The 19681-nt window shown below is 61.9% G+C and carries 20 protein-coding genes; 10 read left to right on the forward strand and 10 right to left on the reverse strand.

Features of this window, described 5'->3' with window-relative positions:
• Positions 1-150 precede the first annotated feature (150 nt).
• From ACWYRN_RS01050 to ACWYRN_RS01065, 4 genes are all read left to right on the forward strand, one after another.
• Entirely contained in the window at positions 151-3021 is a 2871-nt protein-coding gene (locus tag ACWYRN_RS01050; RefSeq protein ID WP_488690714.1) for a type VI secretion system Vgr family protein, read from the forward strand.
• On the forward strand, positions 3018-4502 hold the full coding sequence (locus ACWYRN_RS01055; protein ID WP_488690715.1) for a hypothetical protein: 1485 nt from the start codon (positions 3018-3020) through the stop codon (positions 4500-4502). The genes ACWYRN_RS01050 and ACWYRN_RS01055 overlap by 4 nt, the downstream gene beginning before the upstream one ends.
• A gap of 1 nt (position 4503) precedes the next feature.
• Positions 4504-4968 (forward strand): hypothetical protein, encoded by a 465-nt coding sequence (locus tag ACWYRN_RS01060; protein WP_488690716.1) that lies wholly within the window; start codon positions 4504-4506, stop codon positions 4966-4968.
• 329 nt (positions 4969-5297) lie between these two features.
• Positions 5298-5828, forward strand: coding sequence for a hypothetical protein (locus tag ACWYRN_RS01065; RefSeq protein WP_488690717.1), 531 nt, complete (start codon positions 5298-5300; stop codon positions 5826-5828).
• An 86-nt stretch (positions 5829-5914) separates the two neighbouring features.
• On the opposite strand, the gene ACWYRN_RS01070 is transcribed toward ACWYRN_RS01065, so the two are convergent.
• The gene (locus ACWYRN_RS01070) at positions 5915-6181 is read right to left on the reverse strand and encodes a PAAR domain-containing protein (protein WP_488690718.1); all 267 of its coding nucleotides are present in this window, start codon (positions 6179-6181) and stop codon (positions 5915-5917) included.
• 742 nt (positions 6182-6923) lie between these two features.
• On the opposite strand from ACWYRN_RS01070, the gene ribA reads away from it, so the two are divergent.
• From ribA to ACWYRN_RS01100, 6 genes are all read left to right on the forward strand, one after another.
• Entirely contained in the window at positions 6924-7586 is a 663-nt protein-coding gene (gene ribA / locus ACWYRN_RS01075) for a GTP cyclohydrolase II (RefSeq protein ID WP_229440019.1), read from the forward strand.
• 114 nt (positions 7587-7700) lie between these two features.
• A complete protein-coding gene (locus ACWYRN_RS01080; RefSeq protein ID WP_488690719.1) occupies positions 7701-9143 on the forward strand; it encodes a S1 family peptidase in 1443 nt (480 codons plus the stop codon).
• Entirely contained in the window at positions 9140-10135 is a 996-nt protein-coding gene (locus tag ACWYRN_RS01085) for an FHA domain-containing protein (RefSeq protein WP_488690720.1), read from the forward strand. Before ACWYRN_RS01080 ends, ACWYRN_RS01085 begins: the two co-directional genes overlap by 4 nt.
• Before the next feature lie 74 nt (positions 10136-10209).
• Positions 10210-11343, forward strand: a complete 1134-nt coding sequence (locus ACWYRN_RS01090) for a sensor histidine kinase (RefSeq protein ID WP_488690721.1) — start codon at positions 10210-10212, stop codon at positions 11341-11343.
• Positions 11331-12059, forward strand: coding sequence for a LytR/AlgR family response regulator transcription factor (locus ACWYRN_RS01095; RefSeq protein ID WP_488690722.1), 729 nt, complete (start codon positions 11331-11333; stop codon positions 12057-12059). Before ACWYRN_RS01090 ends, ACWYRN_RS01095 begins: the two co-directional genes overlap by 13 nt.
• Positions 12060-12219: 160 nt before the next feature.
• Entirely contained in the window at positions 12220-13440 is a 1221-nt protein-coding gene (locus ACWYRN_RS01100) for an acyltransferase family protein (protein WP_488690723.1), read from the forward strand.
• A 13-nt stretch (positions 13441-13453) separates the two neighbouring features.
• Here the strand turns inward: ACWYRN_RS01100 and ACWYRN_RS01105 are convergent, their stop codons facing one another.
• The 9 genes from ACWYRN_RS01105 to ACWYRN_RS01145 all read right to left on the reverse strand — a co-directional run bounded on the left by ACWYRN_RS01105 (position 13454) and on the right by ACWYRN_RS01145 (position 19674).
• Entirely contained in the window at positions 13454-14077 is a 624-nt protein-coding gene (locus ACWYRN_RS01105) for a phasin family protein (protein WP_488690724.1), read from the reverse strand.
• A 245-nt stretch (positions 14078-14322) separates the two neighbouring features.
• Positions 14323-14877 carry an NADPH-dependent FMN reductase gene (locus ACWYRN_RS01110; RefSeq protein ID WP_488690725.1) on the reverse strand — a complete coding sequence of 185 codons (555 nt, stop codon included), beginning with the start codon at positions 14875-14877 and terminating at the stop codon, positions 14323-14325.
• Between the two features lie 82 nt (positions 14878-14959).
• Positions 14960-15268 (reverse strand): hypothetical protein, encoded by a 309-nt coding sequence (locus ACWYRN_RS01115; RefSeq protein WP_488690726.1) that lies wholly within the window; start codon positions 15266-15268, stop codon positions 14960-14962.
• 2 nt (positions 15269-15270) lie between these two features.
• Positions 15271-16497 (reverse strand): MFS transporter, encoded by a 1227-nt coding sequence (locus ACWYRN_RS01120; RefSeq protein WP_488690727.1) that lies wholly within the window; start codon positions 16495-16497, stop codon positions 15271-15273.
• Positions 16498-16756: 259 nt separating this feature from the next.
• Positions 16757-17074, reverse strand: coding sequence for a quaternary ammonium compound efflux SMR transporter SugE (gene sugE, locus ACWYRN_RS01125; protein ID WP_488690728.1), 318 nt, complete (start codon positions 17072-17074; stop codon positions 16757-16759).
• A 103-nt stretch (positions 17075-17177) separates the two neighbouring features.
• Positions 17178-17690 carry a 2-C-methyl-D-erythritol 2,4-cyclodiphosphate synthase gene (gene ispF, locus ACWYRN_RS01130; protein ID WP_229438575.1) on the reverse strand — a complete coding sequence of 171 codons (513 nt, stop codon included), beginning with the start codon at positions 17688-17690 and terminating at the stop codon, positions 17178-17180.
• Between the two features lie 7 nt (positions 17691-17697).
• Positions 17698-18402, reverse strand: coding sequence for a 2-C-methyl-D-erythritol 4-phosphate cytidylyltransferase (ispD, locus tag ACWYRN_RS01135; protein WP_229438576.1), 705 nt, complete (start codon positions 18400-18402; stop codon positions 17698-17700).
• Positions 18399-19091, reverse strand: coding sequence for a hypothetical protein (locus ACWYRN_RS01140; RefSeq protein ID WP_488690729.1), 693 nt, complete (start codon positions 19089-19091; stop codon positions 18399-18401). Before ACWYRN_RS01140 ends, ispD begins: the two co-directional genes overlap by 4 nt.
• 16 nt (positions 19092-19107) lie before the next feature.
• Positions 19108-19674, reverse strand: a complete 567-nt coding sequence (locus tag ACWYRN_RS01145) for an NUDIX domain-containing protein (protein WP_488690730.1) — start codon at positions 19672-19674, stop codon at positions 19108-19110.
• Positions 19675-19681: the final 7 nt, after the last annotated feature.

Below are 19681 nucleotides of genomic sequence, written 5' to 3' on the forward strand. Positions count from 1 at the left end.
ATGAGGCGGCGCGCTGCGCCGGCATCTATGCACGCCCCTCGGAAATGAGAAATAGACCGTCTATTTCTCGCAACACCTATCTCTTGATCAAGTTAAAGCAAATGCTGAGTAGCAACTGCGCGAACTCGCCCGACTGACACAATCGGTGCTTTGTTGCTTACCGTATCTATCACGCAGGTATTCGCTGCGCCTGGTTTATTCAATCGTTGCGCGCAGCGCCTTCTCGATCATTCATCACGAGATAAGGTTGCCCTTCCAATGGCTGATCTACACAAGTCTCAATCCCTTGGTCAAGCACTCATCGCCCAACAAAACCGGCTCCTCAAATTAACTACGCCGCTCGGACACGACATTCTTTTGCCACAGCGGGTGCTCGCCAATGAGGGACTCGGCAGAGGCTACGAATACACGCTCGATCTCGTGTCTGTACGCGCCGATATCGAACTGAAGAAACTGATTGCCCAACCAGTAACGCTTTGGATACGACAGGGGGCTCATGGCTACCTTCCAGTCAACGGGTATGTCCACACCATTAAACGCTTGGGCAGCGACGGCGAATTGACGTTCTGCCAGATGTCGTTCGCTCCATGGTTGCACTTTCTGAAATTTCGGAAGGATGCCCGCATATGGCAAGACAAACGCGTCGACGATATTTTGGCGGACGTGTTCTCCGAGCATTCTCAAGCCCGAGGCAATTTTCGCTTCGAGTTAAGTGAGCCGGTTCGTCCCCGCTCCTACTGTACGCAGTTCGAGACCGACGGGCATTTCGTGCACCGCCTGATGGAAGAAGAAGGCTGGTTCGGCTATTTCGAGCAGAAACCCGACGGCACGGGTCACACCCTCGTCATTACGGATACGTCATATCGATGCAAACCGATGGCGCAGCAGCAGATCGAGTTTCACGGTACGAGTACCGATGACGAACTCGACAAAATAGCGCATTGGAGCGCGAGCCGGTGCCTGGCATCCACCCAGCTTACAGTCCGAACTGACGACTATAAGTCGCCACATTTCCAAAAACAAAGCACAACCTCGGTTCTTCCTGAACATGGCAATCTGCCGAGCCAACTGGAGATGTACGAATATACGGGCGCCTACACCTTTCCAACACTCGAACAAGGAAATAGACAGACGCGTATTCAGATAGAAGAATGGGAATCACGCATGAAACGCTTCCATGGCGTATCCGGGGTGCGTTCCATGCGGGCAGGAAGCTGGTTCACTCTTGAAAACCACCCGGCGCATCGCAGCGACAAGGCCGAGGATCGGCAGTTCCTTGTCATCGCAGTCGAATATGGCATCGAGAACAACTTGCCATTGTCGAACAATGGCAGGGATTTCCCTGGCAGCCTAGCGTCGCAGTTGGACGCATTCAAAGCTGCGATCGCTCGCAACCGTCCCGGTGGAGCATCCGGCGGTGGTGAGTCGCCCAGCAGTGTAAATGCAGGCTTTTGTTTCAACCACTTTGAAGTTCAACGACGTAAGGTCCCTTTTCGCAGTCCCGCTGAGCATCCCAAGCCGGAACTGCATCCGCAGACCGCGATTGTCGTCGGTCCTGCAGGCGAAGAAATCCATACCGATCACCTCAACCGCGTCAAAGTCCAGTTCCGTTGGGATCGGCAAAACCCTGGCGACGCTCGGGCCTCATGCTGGCTACGTGTCAGCTATCCGAATGCAGGCCAGGGATGGGGAGCCCTGAATGTACCTCGTATCGGTCAAGAAGTCATCGTCACCTTCCTGGGCGGGAATGCCGACCGGCCAGTAATCACGGGCCGGCTCTACAACGAAGCCCAGAGTCCTCAATGGCATACCGACGGCAAGCTTTCAGGCTTCAAATCCAAGGAGTACAAAGGCAGCGGATTCAACCAACTCGTCCTCGACGACACGACCAGCCAGAACAGGGTGCATTTGTATAGCACCAATACGCATGCGCAGCTCAACCTGGGCTATCTGGTCACGCAAAGTGGGAATGACCGAGGTCGCTTTTATGGATCGGGCTTTGCGCTGAGTACCGACGCCTTCGGTGCGATCGTCACCAACAAAGGCCTGTATCTCAGCACGTTCGGCCGTCCTGGTGCACAGGGTACTCAGCTGGATGCGACAGAAGCTACCACCCAATTGAAGGCAGGCGCATCGCTGACCAAGATACTGTCCGACACAGCGGCAAAAGCTGGAGCGGAACCACTTGATGGGCAAGAGGCCCTGAACCACTTCATCGGCGCGACAGCAGACCGATATGAAGGCGCAGGCGAACAAGGTGCAAACCGGTTCAAAGAGCCGGTACTGCTGCTCGGTTCACCATCCGGAATCGGTCTCGCCAGTGGCGAATGCGCGCACGTACACGCCGGGGCTGAGGTCACGCTGTCGTCCGGGAAAGACACGAATATCGCAGTCGGTCGGAGCCTGATTGCCAGCGTCGCCGAGAAGATCAGTCTGTTTGCCGGAAACGCAGGTCTCAAACTGTTTACGGCAAAAGGCAAGGTCGATATCCAGGCGCAAGGCAACGATCTCGACATCATTGCAGAAAAGGTCGTGCGCCTTCTTTCCACCACATCCCGTATCGAAATCCACGCCAAGGAAGAAGTGGTGATCTCTGCGGGCGGCTCTTCCATAAAAATCAATGGCTCCGGTATTACCGAATCCACGCCAGGAAAGTGGACCGCGCAAGCATCGATGCACCTGATGCCGGGACCGGCGAAGGCTCCTTATGTGATGCCACATCTCCCCAAAGCCGAACTGGAAAAGACAGACCTGGAATTCCGCCATCTGACGAACTGGGGAGAACCCCTGGCAGGCGCTGCGTACAAAGCGATCTTAAGTGACGGCAGCATTCGTAAGGGAACACTCGACGCATTAGGTGTCGCTCGTATCAGTGACGTACCGGCAGGCGGCGCTGCAAAGATCGAATATGACTACAAGCCGATGCAGGCCAGCTCCACCGTTACCACGGAACTGGATGAGGAAATTCATGAACTGCTGAACTGGACTCTTGGCAGCGCCGGGAAGAAAGGTGACGTATGAGCGGGAAACCTCCACAGTCTGGCGAAGACAACACACTTGAACAGGCATGGAACGACGTCGTCGGAGGCATGACCTGGCTCCAATCCGTCCTGCTAGGCGAGTTTAACGACAACCGATCACGCTCGGCAATTATTGCCGACATGTTGGTCAGCTTCGTGCCCGGTGTGGTCATCGTCACGAGTGCGCGGGATGCAGTCGCAGTGATTATCCGATTGGCTATCCATCCAGAGAAACGGGAAGAGCTCATGGAATGGGTGCTCTTGAGTGCCTGCCTGATTGTCATTGCACTACCGATCGCCATGGCTGCCGGCGGCGCAGTCGTAGCAGGCGCTGGCGCGATTGTAGGTGGTATCGCAGGTTCCGAACTCGGTGCGGCCCTGCGCGCGGTGATGCTCATGCTAATCAAAGAGGCAAGCAAGCTTGTCGAGCTAGTGCAGTTTTTACAAAAGTTCCTTAAAGGAGACCTCTTCAAGTTTCTTCGTGCTATCAAGTTCGTTAAATACGAAAAAGCGCTGATAGAAACCATGAACAAAATCATTGGTTCGCTCGTGGATATTGTTAGGTCCTTGCGCTCGCACTTGGAAAATCTCAGGTACCTCGACAGTGTAAAAGCTACGATTGTCAAGCTCGCAGAGTGGGAGGGAAAATTCTATAAGGTGCAGCAAGATGCGATAAGACAGATGCCAAAAGCGCTAGCGGAACTCGATGCCCGACTGGCAAAATTGATGGCGGAGACTGCACCGAAAGAAGCACATAGAGTCTCTGCTGGGGTTCGAACCGAGCAATCCATACCAGCGCCCCTGACTAAGCAGAGAGTACGGGACACGCCGGGGAAGGTACTGGCGAAGGTCGAAGAGACGGTGCCGGAAGGAAAAACCACACCGAAGGGAGAGTCAAAATCCAGTCTAGGATCAGAGGGAACAACAAAGTCAACCAAATTCCCATTAAAGGACAGCCCAGAACCCGCGAAACCGCCTGATGAAGGGCCCAACACAAAAAAGCAAGCAGCACTCGACGCTGAAACAGCTGCTACTCGGGAAAAATCCGCAAAGATTACGGAGAAAATTGGACTCGACATTAAGAATCATCCTCTTCGGCAAGCGTATGAAGCAGAAGTAGCGGGTTTGAAGGAGGAGTCGAAGATAATGGCTAAAGCCGGTGCTACTCAGGAAGAAATTGCTAGGAAAATGTGGGAGCGCCGCCGAGAAATTGGCGTCAAGTATAAGAACGTAACTCCAGAACCACTGCGCGACTATATCTACGAGGTTAATAAAGCTAGATACAACGATCCGTTGGGCCCATCTTTTGAAAGCCTTGTTAAGTCCGCCAAGAAAAAAATGACAGAACCATACCAAACGATAATCGAATCTTCTTCCAGGCCGAACGGCGATGTTAACGGCTTATTGGCAAAATTTGAAAACTGGTTAAATCAAAAAGACCTTGCGTATTTAGATGAGGCACTGAAGAAACTAGGAGATTGAAATGCAGAATAAATTTGCAATAATTAGCCAATTTGACAACGACGTAAATTTATTGAAATTGAATTTATCTACGGGCACTGGACAAGTGATATCGAGCGAAAATATCAATGAAGATCAAATCAGCTTTGGAATGTTCGAGATCGAAAATCATGAGCTACATATAGATCTTATTGCCCTGCTCGCGACTCCTGATGGCCCTCTGCTATTCCTAAACGGGAATCAGTATCGTCCTGAAATAGGAAAGACAAAAATTAGCATCAAGGACGAGGAAAATTTATCACATTTCTTGATTTCACACGAGAGGCACCCTATTTTCGGGATATTTTATGAGAAGAAATTCGGGATAGGCTTACACCCGTATAACAAAAACAGGGAGGATATCGACTTTTACTACTGGTTATGCAAGAAAATTTCAACCCCGGCGCTTTACAAAGTGTACACTAAATCTATTATCTATATAAGCTGACGTTAAGAAGCCGGCTTGACGATAAAAATGGTTCACAATGAAGCGTAGCATTACGGCAGTGGTGTGACGTTTGTCCTCTTAAATATCTCACTTGCTAGCAAAGCTTATTGCTTACCCGTACTTTGCTGTAGCTAAATTGGCGATCAACAAACAACTACAGGCATATTCGGTGGCCATGCAAGCTACCAATATGCCCGCTAAACGAATAGGTGACTACCCCTCCACAATGCTATTAATGCCATGTCCGATATTGGGCGCGTTATCTTGTCGCCCACGCGTGCGATGCCGATCACGCTGCAACTGTCGATAAATTTTTTCGGGTAAATAACATGACATTGGCATTTGAAAATTTTTTAAAACAGCATAATGCGGAAGGGAGCGAAAAAGCTGACGGGTATAGCACTAGTCTATTGACAGAGCTAGACGTAAACGAAAAGGAAATGGCCTTCGAGCTATTAGAGTCTAAGCTTCCATGGTCAATTGAATGGCTTTTTCTTCTTGACAGGGACAAAGCGTTATCCACAGCAAAAGAAGAAGAAGCGAAGAGACGTGGTGATTCTTATGCGGATGTTTTCATGCTTCAGCAGCAAATTGTTGAGCACTCTGGCGACTTAGCGTATCAGGAGCGTATGATTGAAGACTACTTTCACTATATCGACGGCAAAAAACCTCTTGTAATCGATGCGATCAGCCGCACACCAGTTACTGAAGCTGCTTTAAACTTTTTCAAAAAAATAATTTTAGTTGAGACAAATCGTAGCGCAGTGGCTCGCGCGAGCCGTCATATTCTAAATACGACGAGGATTTCTCGCTCTAAAGATTCAGAAAAAAACTATATGATCGGCTGCTTAGCGACTTAAAGAGTGACCATGATGCAACAAAGAAAAGATCTCTTGTCGAAGTCGATAGATATCGCCAGTAAATTGCATCAGATCAGCAACCTTAGTTATCCGTAGGATGCCGAACCTAAGCTAGATATTAGCGTACACCCACAGACACACCGGTGACCATGCAGCGCGACCATACGCCCGCCAATCAAATAAGTTGCCGCGCCCTCCACAATGCTATTGATACCATGCCCAGCGATTGGGCATGTTACCTTGTCGCCTACTCGCGCGATGCCGATTCCGCTGATTAGGTGTGTGCTGGATGCCGAGATGACCTGACCGCCGTGCGATGTGAAGTCACCCAAACGGATTATCGGTAGCGCCATGATTGTTCCCCACGTTTTAGACGAAGAAAGAACCTGAGATTAACTGGGTAAAGAGGCTTCAGATTTCGGCAAGGTCAATGTTTGCGAGTAAAAATCAGCGCCACAGGGATGGCCTCGATGATTGAAATTGGTGAGGCTTGAGACCGCTGGACGAGCCCTGTGGACTAGTCGCTACCACCAAATTTTCTGGTTATCGCACTGCGTTTCAGCGTAGTCATACGCTATATTCAGCCGTCCACCAGCGGCAAATCCACGATGAACGTTGTCCCTGCCCCCGCCGCCGTCTCGAACCCGATCCGCCCCCCATGCTCCCCGGGCGCCAGGTCGCGGCGCTGGGCCAGCAGGCGCACTCCGCGTTAGCACTCGAACTGCCGCGGTCAAGCTTATCGGCCGTTTGCAGAGCCCGTTCGCGCAAGCCGTGGCCGATGCTGGCTTCCTCCTGCCCGGTAGCGGTGATGTCGACGACTTTCACCAGTAGCAGGGCCAGCACGATCGACAGCAGCGAAAAGGCCAGGGCCAGTCAGGTGCCGGACGAGCGACGGCGGCCGCACGGCGTGCGCACTGCTGAGAGGTCCTTCGTGACGCGGTCCACGAGTCCCGAATGTCACCTGTCTTGCAAACCTCATACGGCGCGAATGCGGTCGGCGACAGCGGCCAGGCCGCGCCGGGTCCGTCTACCGCACGGGAAGGCGGGAAATCTCTTATACTTACCGGCTACAGCCATTCGCACCAAGACCCAGCAATGTCCAACCACGCACAGCCTGCCACTCCAGCCACCACCGAACCGCTGCTCGACTACGTCACGTCCTGCGCCTTGCCAACGCCCTGGGCCCAGTTCACGCTGCACGCCTTTGTCGAGCACTCGACGGGCAAGGAGCACCTGGTGATGGCGCTCGGCGACATCGGCAACGGCGAGCCGGTGCTGGCGCGCGTGCACTCGGAATGCCTGACTGGCGACGTGCTGTTCTCGCAGCGCTGCGACTGCGGCGCCCAGCTCGAAGGCGCGCTCAAGCGCATCGCGGCCGAAGGCCGCGGCGCACTGCTCTACCTGCGCCAGGAAGGCCGCGGCATCGGCCTGGTAAACAAGATCCGCGCCTACCGCCTGCAGGAAGCCGGGGCCGACACGGTCGAGGCCAATTTGCAGCTCGGTTTCCATGCCGACGCGCGCAACTACGAGCTGTGCCGTCCGATGCTGGAACAGTTCGGCATCAAGCAGGTGAAACTGATGACGAACAACCCGCGCAAGATCGACGCCCTGACCCGCCTCGGCATCGACGTCACCGAACGCGTGCCGCTGCTGGTGAACCGCAACGCCTTCAATAACAGCTACCTGAACACCAAGCAGGCCAAGCTCGGCCACATGATGACGTGGCCGGAAGCCGTGGCCGAAGATGGCGAATTGTAGAATTGTAAGGTCCTGCACTTCGCCTGGTCTGGTGGCAGAATAGCTTCACCCTAGCCACCATTTGATGCGCGTAGGCAGAGGCCCGCTTGTCGGCTGCTGCCGGCGCCGACAGCCATGCGACGCGCCGCCAGCTTTTTCCTGCTGTCCTGCCTGAGCACGTCCCTCGCCGCGCCCGGCGACCGGCCCACTGCGCCCTCGAAAAATACCCTTGCGCAGCCGCCGGCCAAGCCGGAAACGCCGCCGTCCGCACCGCCACTGGTCACCCCGCCGGCCACGCCGCCCGCCGCTACCCCACCCGCACCCGGCCCCGGCGAGACCGACACCACCACGGCCCTGCCCCAGCCCTCTTCGGCAGCCCAGGAACTGTATTCCTCGGCCCAGGGCGATTTGCTGCAGATCCGCATGCTGCTCAGGAATGGCCGCACCCAGTCCACGGTCGGCTCGGGCTTTTTGGTGGGCGACTCGAACCTGGTGCTGACGAATTACCACGTGGTGTCGCAGATGGCGCTCGACCCGGCCGTCTACACCGGGGAATACGTCGATACCGACGGCAACCGCGGCCCGATCGAGTTGCTGGCAGTCGACGTGCTGCACGACCTGGCCGTGGTGCGGGTCAACCGGCAAGGCAGCGGCTTCTTCATCGTGCCCGAGAAGCCGGTGAAGCTGATCCAGGGCCAGCCGCTGTACTCGCTCGGCAATCCGCTCGACCTCGGCTTTGCCATTTCCGAAGGCGCCTACAACGGCGTGGTCAGCCGCAGCTTTTACGACCAGCTCATTTTCAGCGGACCGATCAATTCCGGCATGAGTGGCGGGCCGAGCGTGACCGCCGGCGGCACCGTGGCCGGGATCAATGTCTCGAAGCGGCGCGACGGCGAGGCGGTGAGCTTCCTGGTGCCGGTGAAATATGCGCAGGACTTGCTGAAGACGGTCGCGCTGCAGGGTGCGCCGCCGAAGGACTTCAATCCCCTGATTGCCGCGCAATTGCTGGCGCACCAGCGCGCAATGGTGGCGCGCCTGCTCGATACGCCGCTGGCCATCAAGAACATGGGGCCCTACCGGGTGCCGGTGCGCGAATCCGGCCAGGTGCGCTGCTGGGGCCGCTCGAACGTGAAGGCCGAGACCTCTTACAGTGCTGACACCATGAGCTGCGCGATGGAATCGGCCATCTACGTATCCGATACCCAGCAGACCGGGCACGTGTCGATGACCCACCAGTACCTGCGCTCGCCTTCGCTGCACCCGCTGCGCTTCGCGGCCCTGGCCAGCAGCCAGTTCCGCATCGACCGCCTGGGCAGCACGCGCGACACGCGCCTCACCGGGCCGCTGTGCAGCGAGCGCTTCGTGCATTCGAACACCCTGCCGCTGCGCGCCGTCACCTGCGTGCGCGCCTACCGCAAGTTTCCGGGCCTGTACAACTTCACCCTGCTGACGGCCAGCACCGACAATCCGCAAGCCAGCCTGCAGAGCCGGCTCGACGTCACCGGCGTGTCCTACGACAACGGCATGCGCGTCACGCGCGCCTTCCTGAATGCGCTCGGGCGCAGCGGGAAACTATGACGGGCCCGTGGTTCATCGAAACCCTGGCGCGCAACGGCGACGTGCTGCACCGCCACCGCGTCGACACGCTGCCGATCCGCATCGGGCGCGGCTACGACAACGACACCATCCTCGACGACGCCTACGTGGCGCCGCGCCACGCGCAGGTGGAAGCCGACGGCAAGGGCGGCCTGCTGCTGCGCGACCTCGGCACCCGGAACGGCATCGTGTATCGGCGCAAGCGCGTTGCCACCCTGGCGCTGGGCAGCGACACCGTGGTGCGCCTCGGCCACACCAGCCTGCGCGTGCGCGCGGCCGACTGCGTGGTGGCGGCGGAAACCCTGGACCGGACCAAGCACGGCTGGGAAGGCATCCTGCCCGGCCTCGCGGGCACGGCGCTGATCGCGCTGGTGGCCCTGTTCACGATGTGGCTGGCGGACACCCAGCCCTTCCGCCTGTTCCGCTACCTGGCGGCGCTGGCCTACGGCATCGGCGCCGGGCTGGTGTGGGCCGGATTGTGGGCGCTCGGCAACCGCCTGTTCGGGCGCCATGCGCGCCTGGGGCGCCACTTGTTCATCTTCGGCTGCGGGGTGGCGGTGCTGATGCTGTTCCGGCTGGTCTCCAGCGCCATCGGCTACGCCTGGTCGATCGAGGTGTTCACGCGCTACGGCTCGCACGTGGCGATCGTGCTGGTGGCGGGCATGGTGTACTTCCACCTGACGACAGTGGCGCCGCGCCCGCGCAAGCGCTTCACGGCGATCTGCGCGCTGCTGGCCCTGCTCGGGTCCGGGCTGGTACTCATCAGCAATGAACAGCGCAATGGGCGCCTGGCCGACGAGCTCTACATGTCGGTGCTGCTGCCGCCCGACATGCGCGCCACGCCCGATGCCTCGGTGGACGACTTCATGGAAGACGTGGCGGCGATGAAGGCCGAGCTGGACCGGGAGCGGGCCGAGGACGAGGACGCGAAGGCGGATGCAAAGCAGGAGACGCCCCCCGGCGCCGGCGGCTGAGCCTTTGACAACTTGCTGAAAATCACTGATGCCCCCCCCCGGATTAGAGGGCTCGTTCATCACGGGGATCGTTCATGCCAGTCAACCGCTCGACCCGGGTCGTCTTTTGCGCCTGGTACCTGTTCTGGGCGCTGATGGTGCTGATCGCTGTCCAGGAATACCGCCGCAGCGGCGGCACGGCCCTGTGGCAGCCGCTGGTCTGGGAATTGTCCTCGGCGCTGGTGCTGAGCGCGCTGTGGCTGGTGCAGCAACGGGCAACCACGCGCCATGCGGCCCTGGTCGACCGCCCCTGGCGCTGGTTCGCCCTGCAGGCGGCCTGGCTGCCGATGTACTGGATCGCCTTCGTGCCGCTTGCCTTTGGCCTGCGGCACGGCGCGTACGCGCTGGCCGGCGCCAGCTACCACCACGATCCCTTGCCGCAACTGTTCCTGTTCGAGGCCTCGAAGATTTCGCTGTTCGTCTGCCTGTTCATCGTGATCCGTTTCGGCTTGCTGTCGTGGCGGCGCATGGTCGAGGAAAGCCTGCGCTCGGAACGGGCGAACGCCCTGCTGCGCCAGGCCGAACTGCAGCGCCTGGCGCAGCAGGTGCAGCCCCACTTCCTGTTCAATGCACTCAACACCATTTCCTCGCTGATGCATACCGACGTCGACAAGGCCGACGCCACCCTGGTGCAGCTGGCCGCCCTGCTGCGCGCGACGCTGCAGGCGGGGCAAGCCGAACAGGCGACGCTGGCCGCGGAACTGGCGCTGGCGCGCAGCTATGCCGACGTGATGGCGGCGCGCTTCGGCACGCGCGTGGCGCTCGACTGGCAGGTCGGGGCCGATCTGCTGGCGCTGCGGCTGCCGGCCATCAGCTTGCAGCCCCTGCTGGAAAACGTGTTCAAGCACACGGTCGAGCAGCGCCAGGGGCGCACCGGCATTGCGGTGTCGGCGCGGCGCGAAGGGCGCGAATTGGTGCTGCGCGTGGAAGACGACGCCGGCGTGCTGGCGGCGCCGGGAACGCGGCCGGGCGATGCCGGCCTGGCCGCGCCCGGGATGGAACGAGGCGCCACCGGCCCGGCCGCGCCAGACCCGGCGCCGCCCGGAGTCGGGCTGGCCAATTTGCGGGCGCGCCTGGCCAGCCTGCACGGCGCGGGCGGCACGCTGACGCTGTCGCAGCTGCTGCCGGCCGGCGTGCGCGCGGAAATGCGGGTTCCATGCGCGCCCTGATCGTCGACGACGAGGAACCGGCGCGCGCCCGCCTGCGGCGCCTGCTCGAAGGCGCCGGGGTGACCGTGGCCGCCGAAGCGGCCCACGCCGGCGACGCCCGGCGCCAGCTCGCCGCGCATGCACCCGACGTGCTCTTCCTCGACATCTGCATGCCCGGCATGTCGGGCATGGCGCTGGCGGCAAGCCTGCCGCAGCCGGCGCCGCCGGTCGTCTTCACCACCGCCCACGACAGCTACGCCCTGCCCGCCTTCGACACCGGCGCCGCCGACTACCTGCTGAAACCCTTCGACGCGGCGCGCCTGGCCCGCGCCATCGAGCGCGTCCGTCTGCGGCTGGCAGCGGCGCCGCCGGCCCGGCATGTGGCCCCGCGTCTGGCCCCGCCTGTGGCCCCGCATCTGGCCCAGCTGCTGGTGCCGGAACGCGGCGGCACCATGGTGCTGCCGGTGCGCGAGATCGGCTGGATCGAGACCGCCGACAATTACCTGATCCTGCACACCGCCAAGGGCCAGCCCCTGCTGCGCAAGACCATGGTCGCCCTGCTAGCCGAACTGGGGCCGGGCTTCGTGCGCTGCCACCGACGCGCGGCGGTACAGACGGCGCGCATCGAACGCGTGCTGGCGCGCGCCCACGGCGACTGCGAACTACTGCTCGACAGCGGCATGCGCGTGCCCTGCAGCCGCCAGTACCGGGCCGTGGTGATGGCGGCGCTGGGCTGAGCCAGGGCCGGCGGTAAAAAACCGCACCAGCATCAGCCTCCCATCCGCATTCCACAGCGGGCATGCGTTTCGCCCCAGCCTCGCTGCAAATGGCCACATAAGGCTGGCCCCGGCCACGGTGGACCACTAGTCTGGCGCTTTTCCACCGTCCAGGCTTTCCATGCACACCTGCGCCCACCCGCCGCGCCTGCTCTTCCTCGACTGGCTGCGCATCCTCGCCTTTTTCATCCTCGTGCTCTACCACGTGGGCATGTACTACGTCAGCTGGGACTGGCATGTGAAAAGCGATGCGATCGTCCCCGGCCTCGACGCCTTCATGCTGCTGTCCGCGCCCTGGCGCCTGGGCCTGCTGTTCCTCGTAGCCGGTGTGGCCGCCGGCATGGCCCTGGCCCGCCTCGGCGGCGCCGCCTTCCTGCGCCGGCGCAGCGTGCGCCTGCTGCTGCCGCTCGCCTTTGGCGTGCTGGCCGTGGTGCCGCCCCAGTCGTACTTCGAGGTGGTCGAGGATGTCGGCTACGACGGCGGCTACCTGCACTTCCTCGGCCTGTTCCTGCGCGGCTATAGCGGCTTTTGCGACCACGACGGCTGCCTGTTCATGCCGACCTGGAACCACCTGTGGTTCCTGCCCTATCTGTGGGCGTATTCCGCGGTCCTGGTGGCCGTCGCTGCCCTCCTGGGTGCACGCGGCCCTGGCCTGGCACGTACACTCGGCAACGGCCTGCACGGCTGGAAACTGATCGTGCTGCCCGCCGCCGGGCTGGCGCTAGCGCGCGTCACCCTGCTGCGCCGGTTCGGCGAAACCCACATGTTCGTCGACGACTGGTTCAACCACGCCACCTACCTGTTCCTGTTCCTGCTCGGCGCCGTGCTGGCCCACATTCCGGCATGCTGGCCGCGTTGCAGCGCACTGCGCTGGCAGGCGCTGGGCATCGCCGCCACCGGCTGGGCCGCCATCGTTGTGTGGCGTACCCTGCTGGGGCGGCAACTGCCTGGCGTAGACGCGTTCGCATGGTTCCCGCTGATGGCGGTGGTGCACGCCACGACCGCCTGGTGCGCCATGGTCGCCGCCTGCGGCTTTGCGGCGCGCCATCTCGAGCGCGACGGTCCCGCACGGCGCTACCTGGCCGCCGCCGTGTTCCCGGTGTACATCGTGCACCAGACCCTGATCGTGACGCTTGCCCACTACGCCAAGCCACTGCGGCTGGCCCCCGTCATCGAGGCCGTGCTGCTGACCGTGCTGACCCTGACGCTGAGCTTCGGAGTGTTCGAATGCGTGCGCCGTGTTCCCCTCCTGCGCCCCTTGTTCGGCCTGCCGCCGGAGCTGGCGCCAGCCCGGCCAGCCGGGGACTCCTGCGCCGGCCGGGCATGCGGCGGGGCCGGATGAGCCGGCCCGGGCCTCAGGCGCCCTGCGCGCCGCGGCCGGCCTGGGAACCGGCCGGATTGCCGTCGCCACGCTGGATGCCGGCGCCCTGGCCGGCCTGCGCGTGGGCGCCGCCGTTAGCCTGCGACGCTTGCGCATCGCTGCCGGCGCGGCGCGGCTCGGCCTGGCCATTGCCGGTATAGCCCGAGCGCACGAACGGATCGGTGAAGCGCTGCACGGTTTCCTGCTGCTTGCGCAGGCCGCGTTCGGTTTCTTCGCTTGCCGTGCGCGACACTTCGTCGGCCAGGGCGCGGGCGGTGCGCGAGGTGTTCTGCACGTGCTGTTCGGTGACGCGGGCCAGTTCGACCTGGGCGTCGGCCGCCAGGCGCGAAATGCGCTGCTGGTAGGCGCGCAGCTTTTCGCTGGCCGGCTGGGCACGCGATGCGGCGGCGCTGATCACCTCGCTCTGGCGGTCGGCAGTGATCAATTGCTGGCCGGCGATGGTGCTTTCTTCGAGCATGGTTTGCACCAGCTGGATGTTCAGGTCGCACATCTGCTGGAAGGACTGGAAGAAGGATTTCGACACGTCGTTCAGGAAAGCGGTCTGCGCGTCAAGGTGGGTGCGCACGGCCGGGTGTACGGACTGGGAAAATGGATACATTCTTCGCCTCATGATGGTTTGGTTGTAGTCGATGTTCCCCATGCGGTAGGTGGCGCCGCACGCGGGAAAGCCGTGGGAAGCGGGCTGGTCTTTCCCGACCGGGGAAAGCCGCCCGTCACACGAGCTACAAGGCTAAGGGGGCACCAACCTGCGCGTTTGCGGCTTGTCAAAAGTGCGCGGCTGAGGCGGAGAATGAAAAATCGCCGGCATGGGCCGGCGATATGGGAAACAGCGGCAGGCGCCGCTCAGGCGCTGTGCTTCTCGACCCAGCCGGCAAAGGTGTCGACGAAGGTTTGCAGGAAGTCGCGCAGCGAGTCGTCGGTGAGCTGGTCGCCGTCGAACTTGGTGGCGATGCCGCCGAGATAGGCTTCCGGCGCCGGCATGGCCGGCATGTTCAGGAAAGGCAGCATCTGGCGCAGGTGGTGGTTGGCGCCGAAGCCGCCCAGCGCACCCGGCGACTGGCTGACGATGGCGCAGGGTTTATTTGTCCAGGCCGCCTTGCCGTAAGGGCGCGAGCCGACGTCGATCGCGTTCTTCAGCGCGCCCGGCACCGAGCGGTTGTATTCGGGCGTGATGAAGAGCACGCCATCGGCGGCGCGGATCTGCTCGCGGAAGGTCGTAAAGGCCGGCGGCGGCGTCTCGGTGTCGTCGTCCTGGTTGTACATCGGCAGGTCGCGGATCTCGACGATTTCCATATCGAGCTTGCCTTGTGCGAGGCCGATCATGGTTTTCGCGATCTTGCCGCTGAACGAGTCCTTGCGCAGGCTGCCCACCACGATTGCGATTTTCTTGGTTGCCATTTACTCCCCTTTCTTTTTCGTTTGCAAAGTCCCGATAGTAAACATTTTTGTATCGGGACGTGCGCAGCGACGAATTGGGGATTCAGATGCGTCCGCGGCGGAAGGCGGCAAGAAATTTCTTGGCCTTGGCGGCACTCAGCACCTGCACCGGGTCGCCGTGCCAGGCGTAAAGGAAAGGCTCGCCGCCGAGGCGGTCGGTGAGCTTGGCTTGGAGCAGGAAACGCGTACCCGCCGGATACTGCTCGGGGTCGCTCATGGCGCGCGCGCACTGCACCCGCATCGAGGGTGCAAAGGCTTGCCCTGGCATGGGGCGAATGCGCAGCTTGCCGCTGCGCGGGTCAATCACCGAGTGCACGGCCACCTCGCGGTAGGCCCAGGTATCGCGCGCCACGCCTATGCCTTCGCCAGGGCGCCGCCGCGCGCCACCGGGGCCTCGCGGATCGGCAGGTTGACCAGGGCCGCGGCCAGCGCCAGCGCGATGTCGGCGTACCACATCCAGCTGAAGTCGCCGAAGCGCACAAAGGCCAGCCCGCCCAGCCAGGCGCCGAAGAAGCCGCCGATCTGGTGCGACAACAAGGTCAGGCCGAACAAGGTCGCCAGGTAGCGCGTGCCGAACAGCTTGCCGACCAGGCCGGCGGTGGGCGGCACCGTGGCCAGCCAGGTGAAGCCGAGGGCGGCGGCGAAGATGTAGAAGGTCAGCGCGGTCTTCGGCGCGAGCAAATAGATGCCGATGATGACGGCGCGGCTGAAATACATCAGCGCCAACAGGTTCTTCATGCGGTAGCGCGTCGACAGCGCACCGGCCGTCAGGCTGCCGGCGATGTTGAACAGGCCGATCAGCCCCAGGGCGGTGCCGGCCACGCCGACCGGCAGGCCGCACAGGGCGACTTCGCCCGGCAGGTGGGTGACCAGGAAGGCGATGTGGAAGCCGCAGGTGAAAAAGCCGGCGTGCAGGAACAGGTAGCTGCGGTCGCGCATCGCCTGGCGCAATTGTTCGGTGAGGCCGATGCCGATGACCGGCGCCGCACCGGCCGCTGCCACGGTCGGCGCCGGAGCGCGCTTGCCGCGCAGGGGCCAGGCCAGCGGGATGGTGAGCAAGGTGGTGGCAGCCATGGTGAGCATGGCGAGAATCCAGCCGGGACCGGCGATCAGCACCTGCATCAAGGGCGCGAACACGAACTGGCCGAACGAGCCGCCGGCATTGATGAAACCGGAGGCGAACGGGCGGCGCGCGGCGGGCAGGCGCTGGGCGGTGGCGCCGATCAGGATCGAGAAGCTGCCGGCCCCGGCGCCCGCGGCGGACAGGATGCCGAGCGTAAGCATCAGGCCCCATTCCGAGCTGACGAAAGGCGTGGCTGCCAGGCCGGCGGCAAGCAGCACGGCGCCGAGGACGATCACGCGCGCGGGGCCGTATTTGTCGGCCACGGCGCCGAACACGGGCTGCGAGGCGCCCCACATGAACTGGCCGATGGCCATGGCGAAGCTGATGCTGGCAATGCCGAGGCCGGTAGCGGTGTTGATCGGCGAGAGGAACAGGCCGGTGGTCAGGCGCGCGCCCATGGTGATCATCAGGATGGCGCTGGCGGCCAGGATCAGCGCCCAGGCGGCGCGGGGGGACATCTCGGTTGTCGTTGTCATTGTTTTCCCCGGAATGGACGCGTTGGACACGCGTGGGTCAGGGGTGGGATTTTAGCAACGATGCGGGACGTTTGCAGGGGGTGGCAGTTTTTGCCGCCGGTTTGACGGTTGCGTCACCAGAGGCGGTGGGGTTTGCATGAGCACGACCGCGTGGGCACAAGTGCCCACCCTACGGTATCGGGTTTCGTAGGGTGGGCTCTCGAGCCCACGCGGTACGGCGCATGCGAATCGAAACGCCGGTTTAATCGGCTGACATCTTCATCAATACCAGCCCGCACACGATCAACAGCGCAGCAATGATCCGCGTCGGATTGACCTGCTCGCCAAGCACCACGATCCCGACCACGAACGCCCCCACCGCCCCGATCCCGGTCCAGATCGTGTACGCCGTCCCCAGCGGTATCGAACGCATCGCAAACGACAGCAAGCCAAAGCTCGCCCCCATCATGACAATGGTAATGATGGACGGAACCAGCCGCGTAAACCCTTCCGACTGCTTCATCGAATACGCCCAGACAACCTCCAGCAACCCGGCAACGAACAACATGATCCAAGCCATACGGCTCTCCTGGAAGAGCCGGGCCGTCCCGGTCGTGTTCCCCGATTGTGGGCGAGGTCGTCCTCGTGAAAAGGATGGGCAGCCTCTGGCCGCCCCGCGCAACTTATGCCGCGGCGCGAATCAGCATCGCCACCGCTTCCGCCGCCATGCCTTCTTCGCGGCCGAGGTAGCCCAGCTTCTCGTTGGTCTTGGCCTTGATGTTCACCTGCTGCGGCGACACGCCCAGGTCTTCGGCGATGCGCGAGACCATTTGCGGGATGTGCGGCGCCATCTTCGGCTGTTGCGCAATGATGGTCGCGTCGACGTTGCCGATGGTGTAGCCGGTCGCCACCACGCGCGTCGCCGCTTCACGCAACAAGGTACGCGAGTCGGCCCCGGCAAACATCGGGTCGGTATCCGGGAAATGCTTGCCGATGTCGCCCAGCGCGGCGGCGCCGAGCAATGCGTCGATGATCGCGTGCAGCAGCACGTCGGCGTCGGAGTGGCCGAACAGGCCGAGGCGGTGCGGGATGGTGACGCCGCCGACGATCAATTTGCGGCCTTCTACCAGGCGGTGGCAGTCGTAGCCGGTGCCGATGCGAAACGGTGGGGTCGGGTTGTAAGATGCAAGTGCCATGGTTCGATTACAGGAATGCGGGTTGGGTCGTTGCCAGGTACATCTCGGCAATGCGTACGTCGCCGGGCAGCGTGACTTTCAAATTGCGCGGGTCGCCCTCGACCAGTTTCGGCGACAGGCCCAGCGCCTCGACGGCGGAGGCGTCGTCGGTGATCTGCTTCATGTCGCGCGCGGCGGCCAGGGCTTCGCGCAGCAGTTTGTAGCGGAACATCTGCGGCGTCTGCGCCAGCCACATGCCTTCGCGCGAGACGGTGCCGACCTCGCCGGCGATGCAGCGTTTGACCGTGTCGACCACCGGCAGCGCGAGCACGCCGCCGACCGGGTGTTCGCCGGTATGGGTAATCAGTTTCTCGATCAGTGCTTCATCCAGGCCCGGGCGCGCGGCGTCGTGCACCAGCACCCAGTCGTTTTCGCGCAGGGTGCCGTTCAGGGCGGCCAGGCCGTTCTGTACGGATTCGGCGCGTGTTGCACCGCCGCATCGGAGCACGGTCACACCGTGGCTTGGGACGATGCTGTCGATGACGGGATCGTCGGGGCTGACCACGACGTAGGTGTGGGCGATCAGTTCGGAGAACAGGAAGGCGTCGATGGCGTGGCGCAGCATCGGCTTGCCGCCGATTTTCAGGTATTGCTTCGGTCCGCTTGCGGCCATGCGCGCCCCGACGCCGGCGGCGGGGATCAAAGCGAAGTAACGTGGAGCTAAGGAATTCATGTGTTGTTTTTTCGTTTTGCCGGTCTAATAAGAGACTGTACCTCACCTGCACAAACTTTGCCGAGACGCGCGTATTCCTGCGGAGTATCAATTGCTGCCTGCAAGGCCTCGACCTTTGCCATCTCGTTCTTGATGAAGCGCATCCAGCCAGTATCGATTTCGCGCTGCAACAAATTCCGGGCCTGGCCGGCCGGCGCGTACAGCGGCTTGCCGGCGAAACGTCTTTCCAGCGCTGCGCGCACCACCTTTTCCGCACGCGGCAGGAAATCCATGTAGGTGTCGAGGTGGCGCATCTCGTGCGCCAGGATTTCCCTGTAGGCGCAGGTGCCGGGCGCGAACTCGCGGCCCACGTAGACGATGATCGGGAGGTAGGTGAGATTGACTTCGAGGCGCGGCGCCACGCATTCGTAGCCGGTTGCGGGGTCGGACAGCATGCGCCCCTTCACGGCGATCGACACGCGCGACTCGGCCCGCGTCAGCCCGAGCACATAGCTGCCCGGGGAGCGATTACCCTTCAGCTGGGTCAGGCCGTGGAAGGAATAGGAATTGTCGACGCGGTAGCCGTTCTGGCGCAACGTGAACACCGAGATGCTCTCGCCGATGGTGTCTTCGCACCGCGCCTGGAACGGCGTGCGCGCGCTCGCGGGGGCCAGCGCGAACAGCAAAGCCAGCGCGAGCGCGATCTTCATTTCGAGCGGCGGCGTCTCAGGCGGCCGGGTTCCAGGTCCCGTTGACGATTTTCTCCAGCCAGAAGGCGCCGATGATGGTCTTCACGTCGGTGATCTCGCCGCTTTTTACCATCGCCAGCAGTTCGGGCACGGTGACCGTGAAGGTTTCCAGGAATTCGCCTTCGTCGAGCTTCGGCGTACCGGCGGTCAGGCCGCGCGCCAGGAACAGCTCCAGGTGCTCGTCGGAATACGCGATGGCGTTGTGGATGGTGCAGACAAAGCGCCAGTCGCTGGCCGTATAGCCGGTTTCCTCTTCGAGTTCGCGCTGGGCGCAGGCCAGGTGCGCTTCGCCCAGGTCGATCTTCCCGGCCGGGAATTCGATGAAGACGCGATCGTTCGGGTAGCGGAACTGGCGTTCGAGCAGCACGCGGCCATCGTCGAACAGGGGCAGGATGCAGACGGCGCCGGGATGGCGGATGTACTCGCGGTGGGTGACTTTACCGTCGGGCAGCTGGATGCGGTCGCGCGAGACCTTCAAGAACTTGCCGTCGTAGGCGACTTCGCCGTCCAGGCGAACTTCCTTCAATTGCGATTGCGAATCCATTGGACTC

The sequence above is a fragment of the Massilia sp. BAP21 genome, from assembly GCF_057801335.1.